General features: G+C 54.5%; 14 protein-coding genes. 9 read left to right on the forward strand and 5 right to left on the reverse strand.

Annotated elements, in window-relative coordinates; all coding sequences use genetic code 11:
- Positions 1–77 precede the first annotated feature (77 nt).
- A complete protein-coding gene (locus tag ACXLHR_RS14270; RefSeq protein WP_458792056.1) occupies positions 78–593 on the forward strand; it encodes a winged helix DNA-binding protein in 516 nt (171 codons plus the stop codon).
- On the opposite strand, the gene ACXLHR_RS14275 is transcribed toward ACXLHR_RS14270, so the two are convergent.
- The 3 genes from ACXLHR_RS14275 to ACXLHR_RS14285 all read right to left on the reverse strand — a co-directional run bounded on the left by ACXLHR_RS14275 (position 594) and on the right by ACXLHR_RS14285 (position 3,461).
- Positions 594–1,895, reverse strand: a complete 1,302-nt coding sequence (locus ACXLHR_RS14275; RefSeq protein ID WP_458792057.1) for a TRAP transporter large permease — start codon at positions 1,893–1,895, stop codon at positions 594–596. It abuts the gene before it with no gap.
- Positions 1,896–2,420, reverse strand: a complete 525-nt coding sequence (locus ACXLHR_RS14280; protein WP_458792058.1) for a TRAP transporter small permease — start codon at positions 2,418–2,420, stop codon at positions 1,896–1,898.
- A 75-nt stretch (positions 2,421–2,495) separates the two neighbouring features.
- Positions 2,496–3,461: a TRAP transporter substrate-binding protein gene (locus ACXLHR_RS14285; protein ID WP_458792059.1), complete on the reverse strand. Its 966-nt coding sequence runs from the start codon at positions 3,459–3,461 to the stop codon at positions 2,496–2,498.
- Between the two features lie 115 nt (positions 3,462–3,576).
- On the opposite strand from ACXLHR_RS14285, the gene ACXLHR_RS14290 reads away from it, so the two are divergent.
- The 6 genes from ACXLHR_RS14290 (at position 3,577) to dctP (ending at position 9,240) form a co-directional block, all read left to right on the forward strand.
- A complete protein-coding gene (locus ACXLHR_RS14290) occupies positions 3,577–4,341 on the forward strand; it encodes a 5-oxoprolinase subunit B family protein (protein WP_458792060.1) in 765 nt (254 codons plus the stop codon).
- Positions 4,338–5,363 (forward strand): 5-oxoprolinase subunit C family protein, encoded by a 1,026-nt coding sequence (locus tag ACXLHR_RS14295; RefSeq protein WP_458792061.1) that lies wholly within the window; start codon positions 4,338–4,340, stop codon positions 5,361–5,363. The genes ACXLHR_RS14290 and ACXLHR_RS14295 overlap by 4 nt, the downstream gene beginning before the upstream one ends.
- Positions 5,360–6,124, forward strand: coding sequence for a LamB/YcsF family protein (locus ACXLHR_RS14300; RefSeq protein WP_458792062.1), 765 nt, complete (start codon positions 5,360–5,362; stop codon positions 6,122–6,124). The genes ACXLHR_RS14295 and ACXLHR_RS14300 overlap by 4 nt, the downstream gene beginning before the upstream one ends.
- Positions 6,125–6,316: 192 nt before the next feature.
- Entirely contained in the window at positions 6,317–6,817 is a 501-nt protein-coding gene (locus ACXLHR_RS14305) for a TRAP transporter small permease subunit (RefSeq protein WP_458792063.1), read from the forward strand.
- Positions 6,818–6,833: 16 nt separating this feature from the next.
- Positions 6,834–8,129, forward strand: coding sequence for a TRAP transporter large permease (locus ACXLHR_RS14310; protein WP_458792560.1), 1,296 nt, complete (start codon positions 6,834–6,836; stop codon positions 8,127–8,129).
- A 19-nt stretch (positions 8,130–8,148) separates the two neighbouring features.
- Positions 8,149–9,240, forward strand: a complete 1,092-nt coding sequence (gene dctP / locus ACXLHR_RS14315) for a TRAP transporter substrate-binding protein DctP (RefSeq protein ID WP_458792064.1) — start codon at positions 8,149–8,151, stop codon at positions 9,238–9,240.
- 143 nt (positions 9,241–9,383) lie between these two features.
- On the opposite strand, the gene ACXLHR_RS14320 is transcribed toward dctP, so the two are convergent.
- Positions 9,384–10,346 (reverse strand): hypothetical protein, encoded by a 963-nt coding sequence (locus ACXLHR_RS14320; RefSeq protein WP_458792065.1) that lies wholly within the window; start codon positions 10,344–10,346, stop codon positions 9,384–9,386.
- Between the two features lie 102 nt (positions 10,347–10,448).
- Entirely contained in the window at positions 10,449–13,160 is a 2,712-nt protein-coding gene (secA, locus tag ACXLHR_RS14325; protein ID WP_458792066.1) for a preprotein translocase subunit SecA, read from the reverse strand.
- Between the two features lie 188 nt (positions 13,161–13,348).
- On the opposite strand from secA, the gene ACXLHR_RS14330 reads away from it, so the two are divergent.
- Both ACXLHR_RS14330 and argJ read left to right on the forward strand, forming a co-directional pair.
- Positions 13,349–14,191 carry a peptidylprolyl isomerase gene (locus ACXLHR_RS14330; protein WP_458792067.1) on the forward strand — a complete coding sequence of 281 codons (843 nt, stop codon included), beginning with the start codon at positions 13,349–13,351 and terminating at the stop codon, positions 14,189–14,191.
- A gap of 3 nt (positions 14,192–14,194) precedes the next feature.
- Positions 14,195–15,409 carry a bifunctional glutamate N-acetyltransferase/amino-acid acetyltransferase ArgJ gene (gene argJ / locus ACXLHR_RS14335; RefSeq protein ID WP_458792068.1) on the forward strand — a complete coding sequence of 405 codons (1,215 nt, stop codon included), beginning with the start codon at positions 14,195–14,197 and terminating at the stop codon, positions 15,407–15,409.
- Positions 15,410–15,420: the final 11 nt, after the last annotated feature.

The following is a 15,420-nucleotide window of genomic DNA, read 5'->3' on the forward strand; positions in this document are numbered from 1 at the left end:
TTGGCCGACACATATGCTATTGCTCCATATAACCTTAGATGAAATGAGTTAACCTAAGATAAATGGATGGAATTTTGATGTTAGAGCCGACAGATCGCCGCATTGTATCGTCACGCCACCTCGCAGAAGGTGACGGCTGGGAAGCATCGGAGGTCGAGTATGGCTTGATCCTTGCATTCAATGGCTTCTCGCGCTGGATGCAGCGCTGCATGACGGCGGCTGGCATGCCCGAACTGTCGGCGTTGGAAATTCTCGTGTTACATAATGCCAACCATCGTGACCGCGAAAAACGGCTGACTGACATTGCGTTTTTATTGAACATAGAGGATTCGCATACGGTCAATTACGCATTGCGAAAACTTTTGAAGCTCGCATTATTGACCTCTGAAAAGCGCGGCAAAGAGGTATTTTACCGGACCTCGGATAAGGGGCGTGATCTTTGCGGGGAATACCGGAAATTGCGCGAACAGTGCCTGTTGGACATCCTACCAAATGCAGGCCTCGCCGGCACTGATATGCGCAAGGTGGCGTCTGCCCTAAGGGCCCTGTCAGGGCTCTATGATCAAGCTAGTCGCGCGGCGGCATCGTTATAGTCACCCGCCCATTGCGTTCGGCAAGAACGTCACTATTTGCGGGAAAATCGTGATTAGCACGGCACCGACTAACAGCAGGCAAAAGAACGGAAAGGCCGCGCGCGCAACGCGCAAAATGTCGATGCCTGTTAGCCCTTGGATCACAAACAGGTTGAACCCGACCGGCGGCGTAATCTGGCTCATTTCCACAACAATCACGAGATAAATACCGAACCATAGCGGGTCGATCCCAACCGCCTCGACCATCGGCAAAATGATAGATGTGGTCAAAACCACCACGGAAATACCATCGAGAAAACAGCCCAGGATAACAAAGAATACCGTCAGGACCGCCAGCAACGCATAGGGTGACAATTCAAATCCGCTGATCCATGTCGCAAGATTTCGCGGGATACCTGTGAACCCCATCGCAATCGACAGCAATGCAGCGCCCATCAGGATAAACGCAATCATGCAGCTGGTTTTAGTGGCCGACATCACGGCGTCAAAGAACTTGGCGCGGCTGAAATTACCCGATGCAATCGCCAGAATAATCGCCATCACCACGCCAACGGCGGCGGCGTCCGTAGGCGAAGCAACACCAGTATAAATCGTGCCGATCACCCCGCCAATCAACAACATAACAGGGATCAACCGCTTGGATGCATTGATCTTTTGTCCGAATGTCATATCCGATGGTTCATCGGGAATTTGGTCAGGGTGCATCCATGCCTGAAACATGACGTAGCCTGTGAACATACCGACAAGCATCAGACCGGGCAAAACGCCGGCAACAAAAAGGCGCGCAATCGACTGTTCGGTGGCCACGCCGTAAACGATCATAATGATGGACGGCGGGATCAATAGCCCTAGCGTGGCGGACCCCGCTAGCGTGCCGAGGATCATCTTTTCCGAGTAACCGCGACGTGTAAGCTCAGGCACCGACATGCGCCCGATCGTGGCGGCGGTTGCAGCAGACGAGCCCGAAACAGCGGCAAAAATCGCACATCCCAAGACGTTCACATGCAACAATCGTCCCGGCAAACGGCCCAACCAAGGCGCTAGGCCCGAAAACATATCTTCGCTCAACCGCGATCGCAGCAGAATTTCACCCATCAGGATGAACAGCGGAAGTGCGGCCAGCGGCCAACTATGACTATTGGCCCAAAGAGTGGTGGCTAGCACCTGTCCCGCAGGCGCGTTCGAGAAAAAAGTCAGTGCAGTCAACGCCATGACCGACAGCGAAACCGCGACCCAAAGACCACAAGCAAGCAGGGTCAGTAGCAGGCAGAGCAGGATCAGGAAAATTGTTGGATCTGACATCTATTCGGCCCCTACGTCGGAAATAATCGTCGTTTTCGCACGCAGGCTTTCCACGAGGGTATCAATAAACGCGATAGTCAAAAGTCCAAGCCCCGCCACCATAAAACATTGCGGCAGCCAGATCGGTATCGCAACGATGCCGGTTGATTTATCACCAAACCGCCAACTATCACCAAGCAGCCTTAGCGCGTAATACGTTGCAAATGCCGAAAAGAGCGAGGCAAAGGCAAGTGTCGCCAGTTCAGTTATCCAGCGCCACCTTTCGGGTAATCGTTGCACAACCAATCCGACCCTAATGTGACCGCCCGACCGCAATGTATAAGCCAACGCCATAAAGCTGGCAGTCGCTAGAAAGTAGCCGGAAAAATCAGCATAGGACGGGATTGTGTATGACAAACTCGCGCCGCCAACGCGGGCCAATATGTTGAAGCCAACCTGCGCGCTCACCAAAAGGCAGATCGCCACAATGGCGATGCCAGCCAATACAGCCGCCAAAAAATAAATCGCATCTAGCAGTCTACGCATCAGACATGGCCTCTCCCAAATTTCAGTTAGACAAAGCGCTCGCCCCACTCTCGCAAGATGGGGCAAGCGAGATGTTTAGCGTTGTTCAAACGCCGTCAGGATCGCCAAGGCAGGGTCGCTGGCGTTGGATTTCCAGTTTTCAAGCATCTCCGCACCGACCGCTTGCAATTCTCCAACGAGCTGCTCGGACGGAGCTGCGATTGTCATCCCGTTTTCAGCCATAACCGCAACCTTTTCGGTGGTTTCCGCCTTCGACATCTCAATGCCGCGTGTTTCTGCGGCGGCAGATGCGTCCAGAACAGCTTGCTGCACTTCGGGCGACAGGGCGTCAAACATGTTCTTGTTCACCACAACAATGTTCTTGGGCAACCAAGCGTCAATCGACGTGTATGTATCAACATAGTCCCACGCCGACGAATTCGCGCCAGTCGACGGCGAAGTGATCATCGCCTGCACCTGCCCCGTGGCAAACGCCTGCGGAATATCGGCAGCCTCAACCTGAACAGGGGCCGCTTTCACAAGTGCTGAAAATTCCTCTAGGGCGGCATTATAGGCGCGCATACGCATACCGACCATCGCATCGGCATTAGGAACTTCGCCGTTGGTATACAGACCCTGCGCCGGCCATGGGACAGAGAACAACGGCATCAGGTTTTGCTCGGCAAACAACTCGGTAATCACCGGCTTCTGCGCGGCCCAAAGGGCGGCTGCACCATCATAGCTGGTTGCGAGGAATGGCTGGCTGTCGACGCCAAATGCCAGATCTTCGTTCGAGATTGACGATAGGAAAAATTCGCCAATCGGCACTTGGCGCGACCGGACAGCGTTCTTGATCTCGGCACCCGGAAACAGGGACCCTGCGGAATGCACCGTGATTTCCAATTCACCGTCAGTGGCGGCCGAAATGTCTGCGGCAAATTGCTGGATGTTGATAGTGTGGAATGTCGTATCGCCATAGGGCGTCGGCATGTCCCAGTTTTCGGCAAAAGCTGGAGTTGTGATGGCGCAGGTCGCAGCCAGTATCGTGGCAAACTTAAACATTTTCGGGCTCCTGTTGACTGTCACAAAATAAACGGTGACACTTCTTTTATGTTATGTTGACATTTTGTAAGCGTTTCACGACATCAGTCAAGCGGCATTGTAGAAGGGCAGCTTTATGACTTCCTCTGAACTGATCGAAAATACAGTTACTAATCCAGCAGCCACGATGTATCCGCTTGGACAGGACGGTATCCTTGTGCGGTTTGGCGACGGGTATACTGCAAACACGAAACAGGCGCTGAATTTTGGTGATGTTGTGCGGCAGGGAAAACTCGATGGTGTGGTTGATGTGGCCACCTCGCTCACCTCGGTTTTGGTTCAGTTTGCACCGCAAAGCGTGTCGCGAGGTGCGCTCTTGGAAAAACTAGACGCCCTGCTCGCGGATCAAAAATCTGAAAAACCCTCGCTGGCGGCACAACGGCTCTGGACTATTCCCGTTAGCTTTGACGGCGACCGAGGTCCGCAATTGCAAGAGGCTGCCGCGCTGGCAGGTCTTAGTCCGCGCCAAGCCATTGAAGAGATTACAGGTCAGGACCTGTCCGTTCTGGCAATTGGTTTTGCACCCGGTCAGCCCTATATCGGACACCTGCCCGACAACTGGAACATGCCCCGCCAAAGTGAAATAACCGCACAGGTTCCCGCAGGAGCCCTCGTTGTCGCATTGCGGCAACTGGTGCTATTCGCAAACCAAAGCCCAACAGGCTGGCGCTGGATTGGAACCTGTGCGTTTGCACCCTTTCAAGCGGACCGCGCCACGCCCTTCGCTCTACAAGCCAATGATCTCATCCGGTTTGTTGCCGTTGATGACGATACAATTACAACGCTAAAGGCCACTCAATCTGACGGGCTTGGGGGTGCAGTATGCAAGGTGCTGACATGACAGCCACTCTGCAAATTCTACAGGCCGGACCAATGGTCAGCGTGCAGGATTTTGGCCGCGCAGGTCACGTTGGCCTCGGGCTTTCGACCGGCGGCGCTATGGATCGCTTGGCGCTGATGGAAGGGGCTGCACTTCTGGGCCGATCAAAGGTTGATGCGGCCATCGAAATGGCTGGCATGGGAGGTCGCTTTCAATGTGACGCGCCGATGCGGATTGCCCTGACCGGCGCGCAGATGTCGGCGAATATCGACGGAACGCCCGCGCGCTGGAACGCGACGCATCTGCTGAATGCAGGGCAGGTTCTTACCATCGGCGGCGCGATTTCTGGCGCTTATGGATACCTCACATTTGCAGGGGACATCATGCAGACGTGCTGGCTAGAAAGCGTGTCCACACATATCGCCGCTGGCATAGGCCGCTATCTGGCCGCTGGCGATACAATACCCCTCTCTGGCGATACGCAGCCTCACATACCGCCGCAGTGCATTGCACCTGACGCACGGCTCGCGGGCGGTAACATCCGGGTTATGGCGGGCCCTCAAACCCATATGTTTGATGATGCGACCATTGCACGCTTTTGCGACACACGGTTCACGCGCAATGCGCAGGCAAACCGCACAGGGTCTAGACTTGACCATGATGGCACGGGTTTCACCGCGACACTCGCGACAAGTCCCGTGTCGGACTTTGTAACATGTGGCGACATCCAAATGACGGGTGATGGCGTGCCTTTTGTGCTTCTGACAGAATGTCAGACCATTGGCGGCTACCCACGTATCGGCACAATAATTGACACAGATCGCCCCCGTATGGCGCAACTGCAAACAGGGGCCGAGGTGCAATTTGCGTGGGTCAGCTTGCAAGAGGCAGCCCGACTTTATCAAACCGAGACACAAACATTAACCCAGATCAGGTCCAAGGTGCGCCCGTTGGTGCGCAATCCGGCTGACATCCATGATCTTCTATCTTACCAATTAATCAGCGGCGTAACCTGCGGCGATGATTTGGAGCGTGACCTATGAAAACATCAATCGACCTCAATGCAGATATGGGCGAAAGCTTCGGACCTTGGGTGATGGGCAAGGATGCAGAAATGCTCAAGGTCATCAGTTCAGCCAATATCGCCTGCGGCTTCCATGCGGGTGACCCCGATACAATGGCCAAAACGATGGACCTTGCCTTGCGCAACGGTGTGGCGCTGGGCGCGCACCCTGGCTTTGCAGACTTGCAAGGGTTCGGACGACGTCGGATCAAGCTATCCACCAACGAACTTACAAATATGATCCAATACCAACTCGGGGCCGCAATCGCGATGGCTACTGCGAGAGGCGCCCGGATCGCGCATTTCAAACTGCACGGCGCACTGTCGAATATGGCCGCTGAATCTATCGATATGGCCGAGACCTGCTATCGGGCTGCGCTGGCAATTCAACCTGACATTCGACTGGTCGTCATGCCGCAAACGGCAATGGAGGCGGCAGCGAAAAATCTGGATGCCTCGTGGTCAGGCGAGATTTTCGCTGACCGCACATATTGCGATGACGGCACGCTGACCGATCGTAGCCAACCGAATGCAATGATCGAAGACAAAGATGTTGCAGCGGCGCGGATCATCGAAATGATCAAAGCAAATGCCATCATTTCGACCAGCGGCAAACGCATTCCCGTGCGGATTGATACGATTTGCGTTCATGGCGATAGCGCAGTTGCCCTTGATATCGCGACAACGCTAAAGCGCGAGCTTGGCGGGGCCGGTTTCTCGATTTTAGCGCCTCATCTCTAAATTCAAGGCCAAGTGAACCCGACGTTCACTTGGCAATTTTTCGCTGGCATAAAAACACTTGGTCTGTTTTGGTAAGATAACAAGGCGGGGAGCGCCTTGCGGGAGCATCAATATCGACAATACGAAATAAGTCCTTGTAAGATCGGCGAATAATTGCTCATCTCACGTTCACGCATGGCAAATGAGGTGATTATGATAATCAAAACAATCGATGGATTAAACGAACTCGCCGGAAGATTGGTATCAGTTGTTGCAATCGTTTTTGCCGCAATCATCATTTTCGACGTCGTAATGCGCTATGTCTTTAACGACCCGACCCGTTGGGCGTTTGATGTCACAAAACAGCTATACGGTTTCTACTTTGTCATGCTGGGCGGATATGCATTGCGCCATCAGGCCCATGTGCGCGTTGATCTGGTGACAGAGCGATTTAGCCGCCGGACAAGGCGCTGGGTCGAGGTCGCCGGATACCTCATATTTTTCTTCCCGTTTGCGTGGGTATTCATGACCCGTTCTTGGGACTTCGCCATGAAGTCTTGGAACCAAGGCGAAACCACTTACGGCTCGATTCAGATGCCCGTTTATCCGTTGAAAATCGCCATGGCCGTTGCCGCAGGACTGTTGTTCTTGCAAGGCATCTCCGAAATTCTGAAACTCATTCTTGACCGCGAGGTTTCGCACATTGACTCCTGAAATCATCACCCTTTGCATGTTCGGCCTGCTGCTTTTAGGGCTCTTCATGGGGCACCCCTTAGCCTTTGTTCTTGGCGGCACTGCTGTGCTTGGCGCAGTTATTGCAGGCAAGCCTATGGTGTTAGGCATCGTTATCAATCGTATTTTCGGCGATGTGCTGGATAACTTTACGCTGATTGCGATCCCGTTATTCATCCTCATGGCCAGATTTTTATCCGATAGTGGCGTCACGGACAGGATGTTCGAATCGCTGCGATTGCTGCTGTCGAATGTGCGCGGCGGGCTGGCGCTGGCCGTTGTATTCATCTCAATTTTGCTGGCCGCAACGACCGGCATCATCGGGGCGTCGATCACCGTGATGGGTGTCATGGCGCTAAAGCCGATGTTGCGTTACGGGTATTCACCGACCCTGACGACTGGCGTTATCGCCGCGTCCGGATGTCTGGGTATCCTGATCCCACCTTCAATCATGCTGATTTTGATGGCGTCCTACTCTCCGCTTTCGGTTGGAGAGCTGTTTGCCGGTGCAATGATCCCCGGTATTCTTCTGGGTTTGCTCTACGCAGCTTGGGTCGTCGTTGTTGCGATATTTGACCCTGCCTCCGCTCCGGCCGTTGAACCCGATGAAAAGATATCACGCGGTGCGTTACTGAAAATGCTGGCATTCGAAGCCGTACCGCCCTTGGTCCTTATCTTGGGTATTCTAGGCTCGTTGCTGGCCGGTATTGCAACCGCAACCGAAGCTTCCGCAATCGGTGCAGCCCTCGCACTACTGATCGTGATCGTACGGGGAAAATTCCGGCTCCATTCGTTTTATTCGGCTATGCTGGAAACGGGGCGCACCTCTGCAATGATCTTGTTCATCGTGATCGGCGCAACTGCATTTACCGGTGTTTTCAATATCACCGGCGGCCTGCGCGCCACGCAAGAAATCATTCGCGGTCTCGACATGGCCCCGTGGATGCTGATTGCAATGATGCTGTTTATCGTCTTCATCCTCGGCGCGTTTCTTGACTGGACCGGGATTGTCCTGCTGTCATTCCCGATTTTCCTGCCTATCGTTCAAGAAATGCAGGTAGATCTGTTGTGGTTTGTCGTGCTGATGGCGCTGGTTTTGCAGACTTCGTTCCTGACCCCGCCCTTCGGATATGCGCTGTTCTACCTGCGCGCGATTGCCCCCAAAGAAGTGCGCACCGGACAAATTATTCGCGGTGTTCTGCCGTTTATCGGACTGATTATCGCGATGTGCATCGCCGTTGCGGTCATACCGCAACTGGTTCTGTGGCTCCCTCAAACTCTCTACCCAAAGTAACCTAGAAAAGGAGTTTCATATGAAACTGGCTAATCTCTTTACAACCGCAGCAGTGGCGGCGACCGTGTCCAGCGCTGCATTGGCACAAGACTCGTGGACAATGACAACCACATGGCCAACGTCACTGGAGCTTATCGAAATCGACAAGCACTTTGTCGAATTGGCCAATAAACTGACTGGCGACGATCTGAGCATCGAGTTCTTCGAAGGCGGTGCATTGGTGCCTGCAGGCGAAGTGTTTGGTGCGGTTGAATCCGGCACAATTCAGGCTGGCGCTGACTGGCCTGGTTATTGGGCCGGTCGCAACCCTGCGTTTTCGCCGTTGGCCACCACAGCATCGCTATTCAACGCGGTTGATTATGTGAACTGGATCCAGCAGTGGGGCGGCCAAGAGCTATATGACGACATCTATGGCCAGTTCGGCATGGTCTATTTGCCATATGGCGTGACCAACAACGAATCCGGTTTCCGCACCAACAAAAAGATCGAAACTCTGGCTGATCTAGAAGGCATGCGCCTGCGGCTCTCGGGCCTAGAGCAGGGCCGTTTGCTAGAACGTCTTGGCGGTAGCCAGGTGTCTATGGCTGGCGGCGAAATCTATCAGTCCCTCGAGCGTGGCGTGATTGATGGTGCCGAGTTCTCGACACCAAACGTCGACTATTCAGGTGGTTTCCACCAAGTTACCAAATTCTGGGCAACACCCGGCTGGCACCAGTCCGCTTCGGTTTTCGGTGTGATGATCAACAAAGAATCTTGGGATGCGCTGTCCGACGAGACACGCGAAACGCTGAAAATTGCAGCCGAAGCCAACCTGATCTGGTCGCTTGCCTTCACTGAGAAACGCGCGACTGAAGCCTATCAGCAGTTCATTGACGCAGGTATCGAAATTACCCGCTATGATGACGAAACACTTGCGACGATTCAGGAAATGGCAAATGCCGTCATCGAAGAAGCCGCATGTGAGAACCCTGATAGTGCACGGGTTTATCTCAGCCAAGTTGAGTACCTGAACGATTACGCAAAATGGCGTGATGCGTCGGCTCCGTTTAATCTTGGTCGGACACCAAATGGTCCAGACGTTGAAAAACTACGCGCCTGCGCAACCGAGTAAGTCAAAGCAAAAGAATAGTTTGATAGGCCCGCAATTTGCGGGCCTATTGCATTTCGACAAGATAAAAATCCCAAGTCAAAGCAGCGTCCACCAATGCCACCGCCGGTTTGATAACAAACCAAAGCGGCCGCATTCATTACGCCTTATTTCGCAGCGAGCGTCAGGTCCCTGAACATATTCTTCAACACCAGAAACTCACCAACCGCCTCGCAGTCTGGCATGGTCATCATCAAATCAATCGCAGTCGGCTCTTGCTCAGGGTTCAACTGGATGCTTTGCGCCGCAATATCGCGCCCGCAATTCTCTGCGGTAACCTCAGCCTCAACCGATAACGCGACAGTCCCGTCTCGATTAAACTGCCCGGATGGGAATGTATAAACCTCGGCCATCAGCGCGTTTGTTGCGCGGGCATCACCAAGCGAAGTCATAAACCCTGCACTCGGCGGATTTACAAAGTCGACATCACGCGCCGCAGCGGCCCAAACATGACCATCCGTGCCGTAATCCGCACCAAACTCCAGCGTATGCAAATGCACCGCGTTCATACCCTGCCACTGCAACGCAGCTCGGTCATAATTGGCCAGCTCCGGCACAGTCGTTGACGAAACCGCACCTTCACCACCAGCAAACGCCGAGATAAAAAATGCTTCCTGTGAAAGCGCAGGCACAACAATAGCTACGCGACCTTCCGCGTCAGTCAACTGCGAGAACATCATGCCTTGGTGGTGAATCGTTACCGCCGTATTCGGCTGACAAGGTGCCACAACCGATACTGCAACCATCGCCATCGGCAATGTATCAGCTGACATTTTGACTTCACATACCGGCTCTGGCGTAGCAGAGGGTGCGGCCATCTCAGGCACGTCCAACTCCTCCAGCGCCGCGAGCTCGATAAGCGGCTCGCGAGTTCTAGAAACCACCATTTCCGGTAGGTCCAACGCCATCGACGCCTGCTGCGGCAAAACAATGTCCGGTAAAGTCAAATTCGGCTCTGGCGTTGCCTGAATCCGCGATGCAACCGCGTCGCCATATTGCATGACGAAACCGATGCCTAGCGCTGTCGAAAATGTTATCGCTGCCGTTATAAAATTCTTCTTCCGGGACATTTCTGCCTCCCCCTCCGATGCGGATATGGAAACAGTCTGTCACCGGACGGTGGCCGCAGAACGGCCACCGCAAGGTTTTAGCGTGACCGCATTGTGGCGAAATTAGACAATTTTGCCGTGGCAGTGCTTGAATTTGTTACCCGACCCACATGGGCAGGCATCGTTGCGGCTCGGGCTACCCCAAGTGCTCGGATCATCCTCGACAAAACCTTCACGCGCCGTCGCACCCACGCCAGAGCTATCAGACGTAGCCCGCGCAACCGCCTTTTCCTGCCCCTCAGCCGCAGCAGCCTGCTGCGCCCGCATCTGAGCAACCATCGCCGTTTGCTCTTCGGCACTCATCGGACGGATCTGACCCAATTTCTGCGTCACTTCAGTCCGCAAACCATCCAAAAGCCGCTCGAACAACTGGAACCCTTCGGTCTTGTATTCGTTCAACGGATCGCGCTGCGCATAACTGCGGAAACCAACAACCGAACGCAAATGCTCCAGCGTCAACAAATGCTCGCGCCACTTGCCATCAATCGTCTGCAACAACACCTGCTTTTCAATGTTGCGCATCGTATCGGCACCAAAGGCGGCCGCCTTCTCGTCCATATACGTCTGCGACGCTTCTTCTAACCGCTCACGGATAACGTCATCATCGACGCCTTCTTCCTCGGCCCACTTCATCACAGGCACATCAAGACCCAACTGGGCAATCACTGCCGCATAAAGCCCCTCGGTATTCCACTGATCGGCATAAGATTTCGGCGGCATATACTCGTGCACCAGATCATCAATCACCTGACCGCGCATATCGGCCACAATCTCGGATAAATCAGACGCTTCCATGATCTCGCGACGCTGGGCAAAAATCACCTTACGCTGCTCGTTCATCACATCGTCAAACTTCAACAGCTGTTTGCGAGTGTCAAAGTTGCGCCCCTCAACCTTCGCCTGCGCGCGCTCCAGCGACTTGTTCACCCAAGGGTGCACAATCGCCTCGCCCTCTTTCATTCCAAGGCTGGACAACACTTTATCCAACCGCTCGGAACCGAAGATACGCATCAAATCATCATCCAGCGACAAAAAGAACGACGAGCGACCAGGGTCACCTTGGCGTCCGGAACGTCCACGCAGCTGGTTATCGATGCGGCGGCTCTCATGACGCTCGGTAGCAAGCACAAACAGACCACCAGCTTCAATCACAGCCTTCTCATCTACGTCATGGGCGGCTTCCATACTGGCACGAATTTCCTCGGGGTCCGCATCAGGACTCGCCGCAATCGCCGCCATGATCGAAAATTCCAGGTTCCCACCCAGCTTAATATCTGTCCCGCGGCCCGCCATGTTTGTCGCGATCGTCACGGCACCCAACTTACCAGCATCGGCAATAATCTGGGCTTCCTGCTCGTGCTGACGAGCATTCAAAACATTGTGCGTGATACCCGCAGCCGTCAACATCTGCGCCAAGGCCTCGGACTTATCAATCGACGTCGTCCCAACCAGAATCGGCTGACCCTTTTCGTGCGCATTCTGCACTTCCTTCACAACACCCTCAAACTTTTCGCGGGCGGTGCGGTACACCTGATCATTCTCGTCCTTACGGGCAATCGGGCGGTTCGTCGGCACTTCGACCACACCCAATCCGTAAATTTCCATGAACTCATCGGCCTCGGTCAACGCAGTACCAGTCATGCCCGACAACTTGTTATACAAACGGAAATAGTTCTGGAACGTCACAGATGCCAAAGTGACGTTCTCGGCCTTCACCGACACATTCTCTTTTGCCTCAATCGCCTGATGCAGACCTTCCGACAAACGACGACCGGCCATCATACGTCCGGTAAATTCATCAATCAGAACGACTTCACCGTCACGCACGATATAATCTTTATCGAGGGTAAACATTTTATGGGCGCGCAAACCTTGGGCCAGATGATGCACCAACGTGCTGCTCTCGGGATCATAAAGCGACTGACCCTCTGGCAACAAACCGACAACAGCCAAACGATTTTCAAGAAAATCATTGCCTTCATCAGTAAAACTACACTGCTTGGTCTTCTCATCAATCGTGTAATGCTCTTCCAACAACTCCGGCACGACCTTGTCAATCTGACGGTACATTTCCGCGCGATCCTGTGCAGGACCCGAAATAATCAGCGGCGTGCGTGCTTCATCAATCAAGATCGAATCGACCTCATCCACAATCGCATAGTTATGCGGACGCTGATGCATCTGCGACAACTCGGACTTCATGTTGTCGCGCAGATAATCAAAGCCAAGCTCGTTGTTGGTGGCGTAAGTCACGTCACACAGATACGCGGCCTGCTTTTCGTTTTCCGGCTGCTGCGGGTAAATCACTCCGGTGGTCATGCCCAGTGCGCCGTAAACCTTGCTCATCCACTCCGCATCACGCGTCGCCAGATAATCGTTGACGGTAACAACATGCACACCCTTGCCCGACAAGGCATTCAGATACGCGGGAAAAGTCGCAACAAGCGTCTTGCCCTCGCCGGTTTTCATCTCAGAGATATTTCCCTGATGCAGAAAAATTCCGCCCATAAGCTGCGTATCAAACGCGCGCAAACCCAAGGCACGGCGTGCCGCCTCACGACAGTTGGCAAACGCCTCCGGCAAAAGGGCGTCTAAACTTTCGCCACCCTTCGCGCGGGTCGCCAAACTTTCGGTTTTCGCTTTGATCTCTTCATCCGACAGTTTCTCGAACTCAGGCTCAAGCGCGTTGATCTTTGCGATCAACGGGCGAACCGATTTCACTTTGCGATCGTTTGCGGTGCCAAACACTTTTCTGGCAATCGTTCCTAAACCCATCTTCATTCTCTCCGGCGGCGTGATCACGCACGACTTACATATAATTGAGAGGAGGTCGCTTGAAGCTCATCAAATCGACCCCTACAAAGGGCCAAGACCGGCCCCCTCGAAGGCTACTTTTGGATGTAAGGGGCGGGTTATGCAGTGTCAATGTTGCGGACCTCCGCAACACATCAAGGGATCGTTTAATGCTGAAACATGTAACATTTTTCGGGGCTTTTGCCCTTTCTCTCGCAGCCAGCAGCGCAAATGCGCAAGATGCGAGTGCCGCAACCGTGATCGCAACCGTAAACGGAACCGACATCACACTCGGTCAAATGATCATCACACGCGCTCAACTTCCGCAGCAATACGCACAACTCGAAGACGCAATTCTGTTCGATGGGATCCTCGACCAGTTGATCCAACAGCAACTTTTGGCCGATAGCCTGACCGAAACTCCCGCTCGCGTGACTTACGCGATCCAGAACGAAGAGCGTTCTTTGAAGGCGGGCGAAGCAGTGAACGACCTCACCGTTGGCACCGTCACCGACGAAGCTCTGCAATCTCTGTATGACGAGCGCTACGCGGACGCAGCACCTACCGTCGAATACAACGCAGCCCACCTGCTCGTTGAAACCGAAGAAGAAGCCGCCGCCGCAAAAGCTCGCGTCACAGATGGCGAAGTTTTTGGCGATGTGGCCAAAGAAGTCTCCACAGGCCCGACAGGTCCAAACGGCGGCAACCTCGGTTGGTTCGGCGCAGGCCAGATGGTCCCCGAATTTGAAGAAGCGGTCGCAAACATGTCCATCGGTGACGTGTCAGATCCGGTCCAGACACAATTCGGCTGGCACATCGTCACCCTGTTAGAGACCCGCAACGCCGAGGCGCCATCCCTCGACGACGTGCGTCAGGACCTGTTTAGCGAAGTACAGGAAACAGCGATCCAATCCCTGCTCTCCGACCTGACAGAGGCCGCTGAAATCACAAAACCCGAAGCAGACGCATTCGATCCGACCCTGCTGAGCAACATTGACCTATTGGACCAGTAAACCATGACAGTTTCACCCCTCGCCCCCGCTTCCTTCCCTGATCTGCCCGTGATCGACGGTGTGACCTTTGCGGCTGCAATGGCAGGGGTGAAACGCGCAGACCGACGCGACGTGATGCTCGCTATCCTCGACGAGGGTAGCAGCGTCGCGGGCGTCTTCACGACATCAGCCACCCGCTCTGCCAACGTGCTCGACTGCCAGCGCAAACTCGCGACCCCCTCGACAGGCCGCGCCGCAATCATCGTGAACTCTGGCAACTCAAATGCCTTCACCGGCAAACACGGCGAGGGGTCCGTCGCTGCCATCTGCGCCAGCGTCGCTGACCTTTGCAACATCGACGTAAACCGCGTGTTCACCGCCTCCACCGGTGTGATCGGCCTCCCCCTGCCCCACGACAAAATCATCGCCAAAATCAGCGATCTGCGCGACACCCAATCCGCCGAAAACCTCTGCGACGCCGCCGCCGCCATCATGACCACCGACACCTTCGCAAAAGGGTCGACACAAACCGTCACGATCAACGGCAAGCCCGTGAAAATCGCAGGCATCGCCAAAGGGTCCGGCATGATCGCGCCCGACATGGCAACCATGCTGGTCTACATCTTCACCGACGCAAAAATCGCCCAAGCCGACCTGCAAAAACTGGTCTCGACGCATAACACCAACACCTTCAACTGCATCACCGTCGACAGCGACACCTCCACCTCCGACAGCCTGATGATCGGCGCAACCGGCCGCTCAGGCGTCGACGTGACAGGCAACAGCGATTTCGCAACCGCCCTGCACACCGTCATGCTCGACCTCGCCCATCAAGTCGTACGCGACGGCGAAGGCGCCACCAAATTCGTCACAATCAACGTGACAGGTGCCGCCACCGACGCAGACGCGCGCCTCGTCGCCATGGCCACCGCGAACTCTCCGCTGGTAAAAACTGCCATCGCTGGCGAAGACCCGAACTGGGGCCGCATCGTCATGGCCGTGGGTAAATCAGGCGCTCGCGCCGACCGTGACCTTCTCACCATCAAATTCGGTGACGTGCTTGTGGCGGAAAACGGCTGGGTCTCCCCCACCTACACCGAAGACGCAGGCGCCGCGCAAATGAAAGCCCAAGACATCACAATCAACGTCGATCTTGGCCTCGGCTACGGTACATCCACCGTCTGGACCTGCGATTTGACCCACCAATACATCACAATCAACGCAGACTACCGGTCGTGAAAGTCAAACCA

This window comes from Yoonia sp. MH D7, assembly GCF_054439475.1.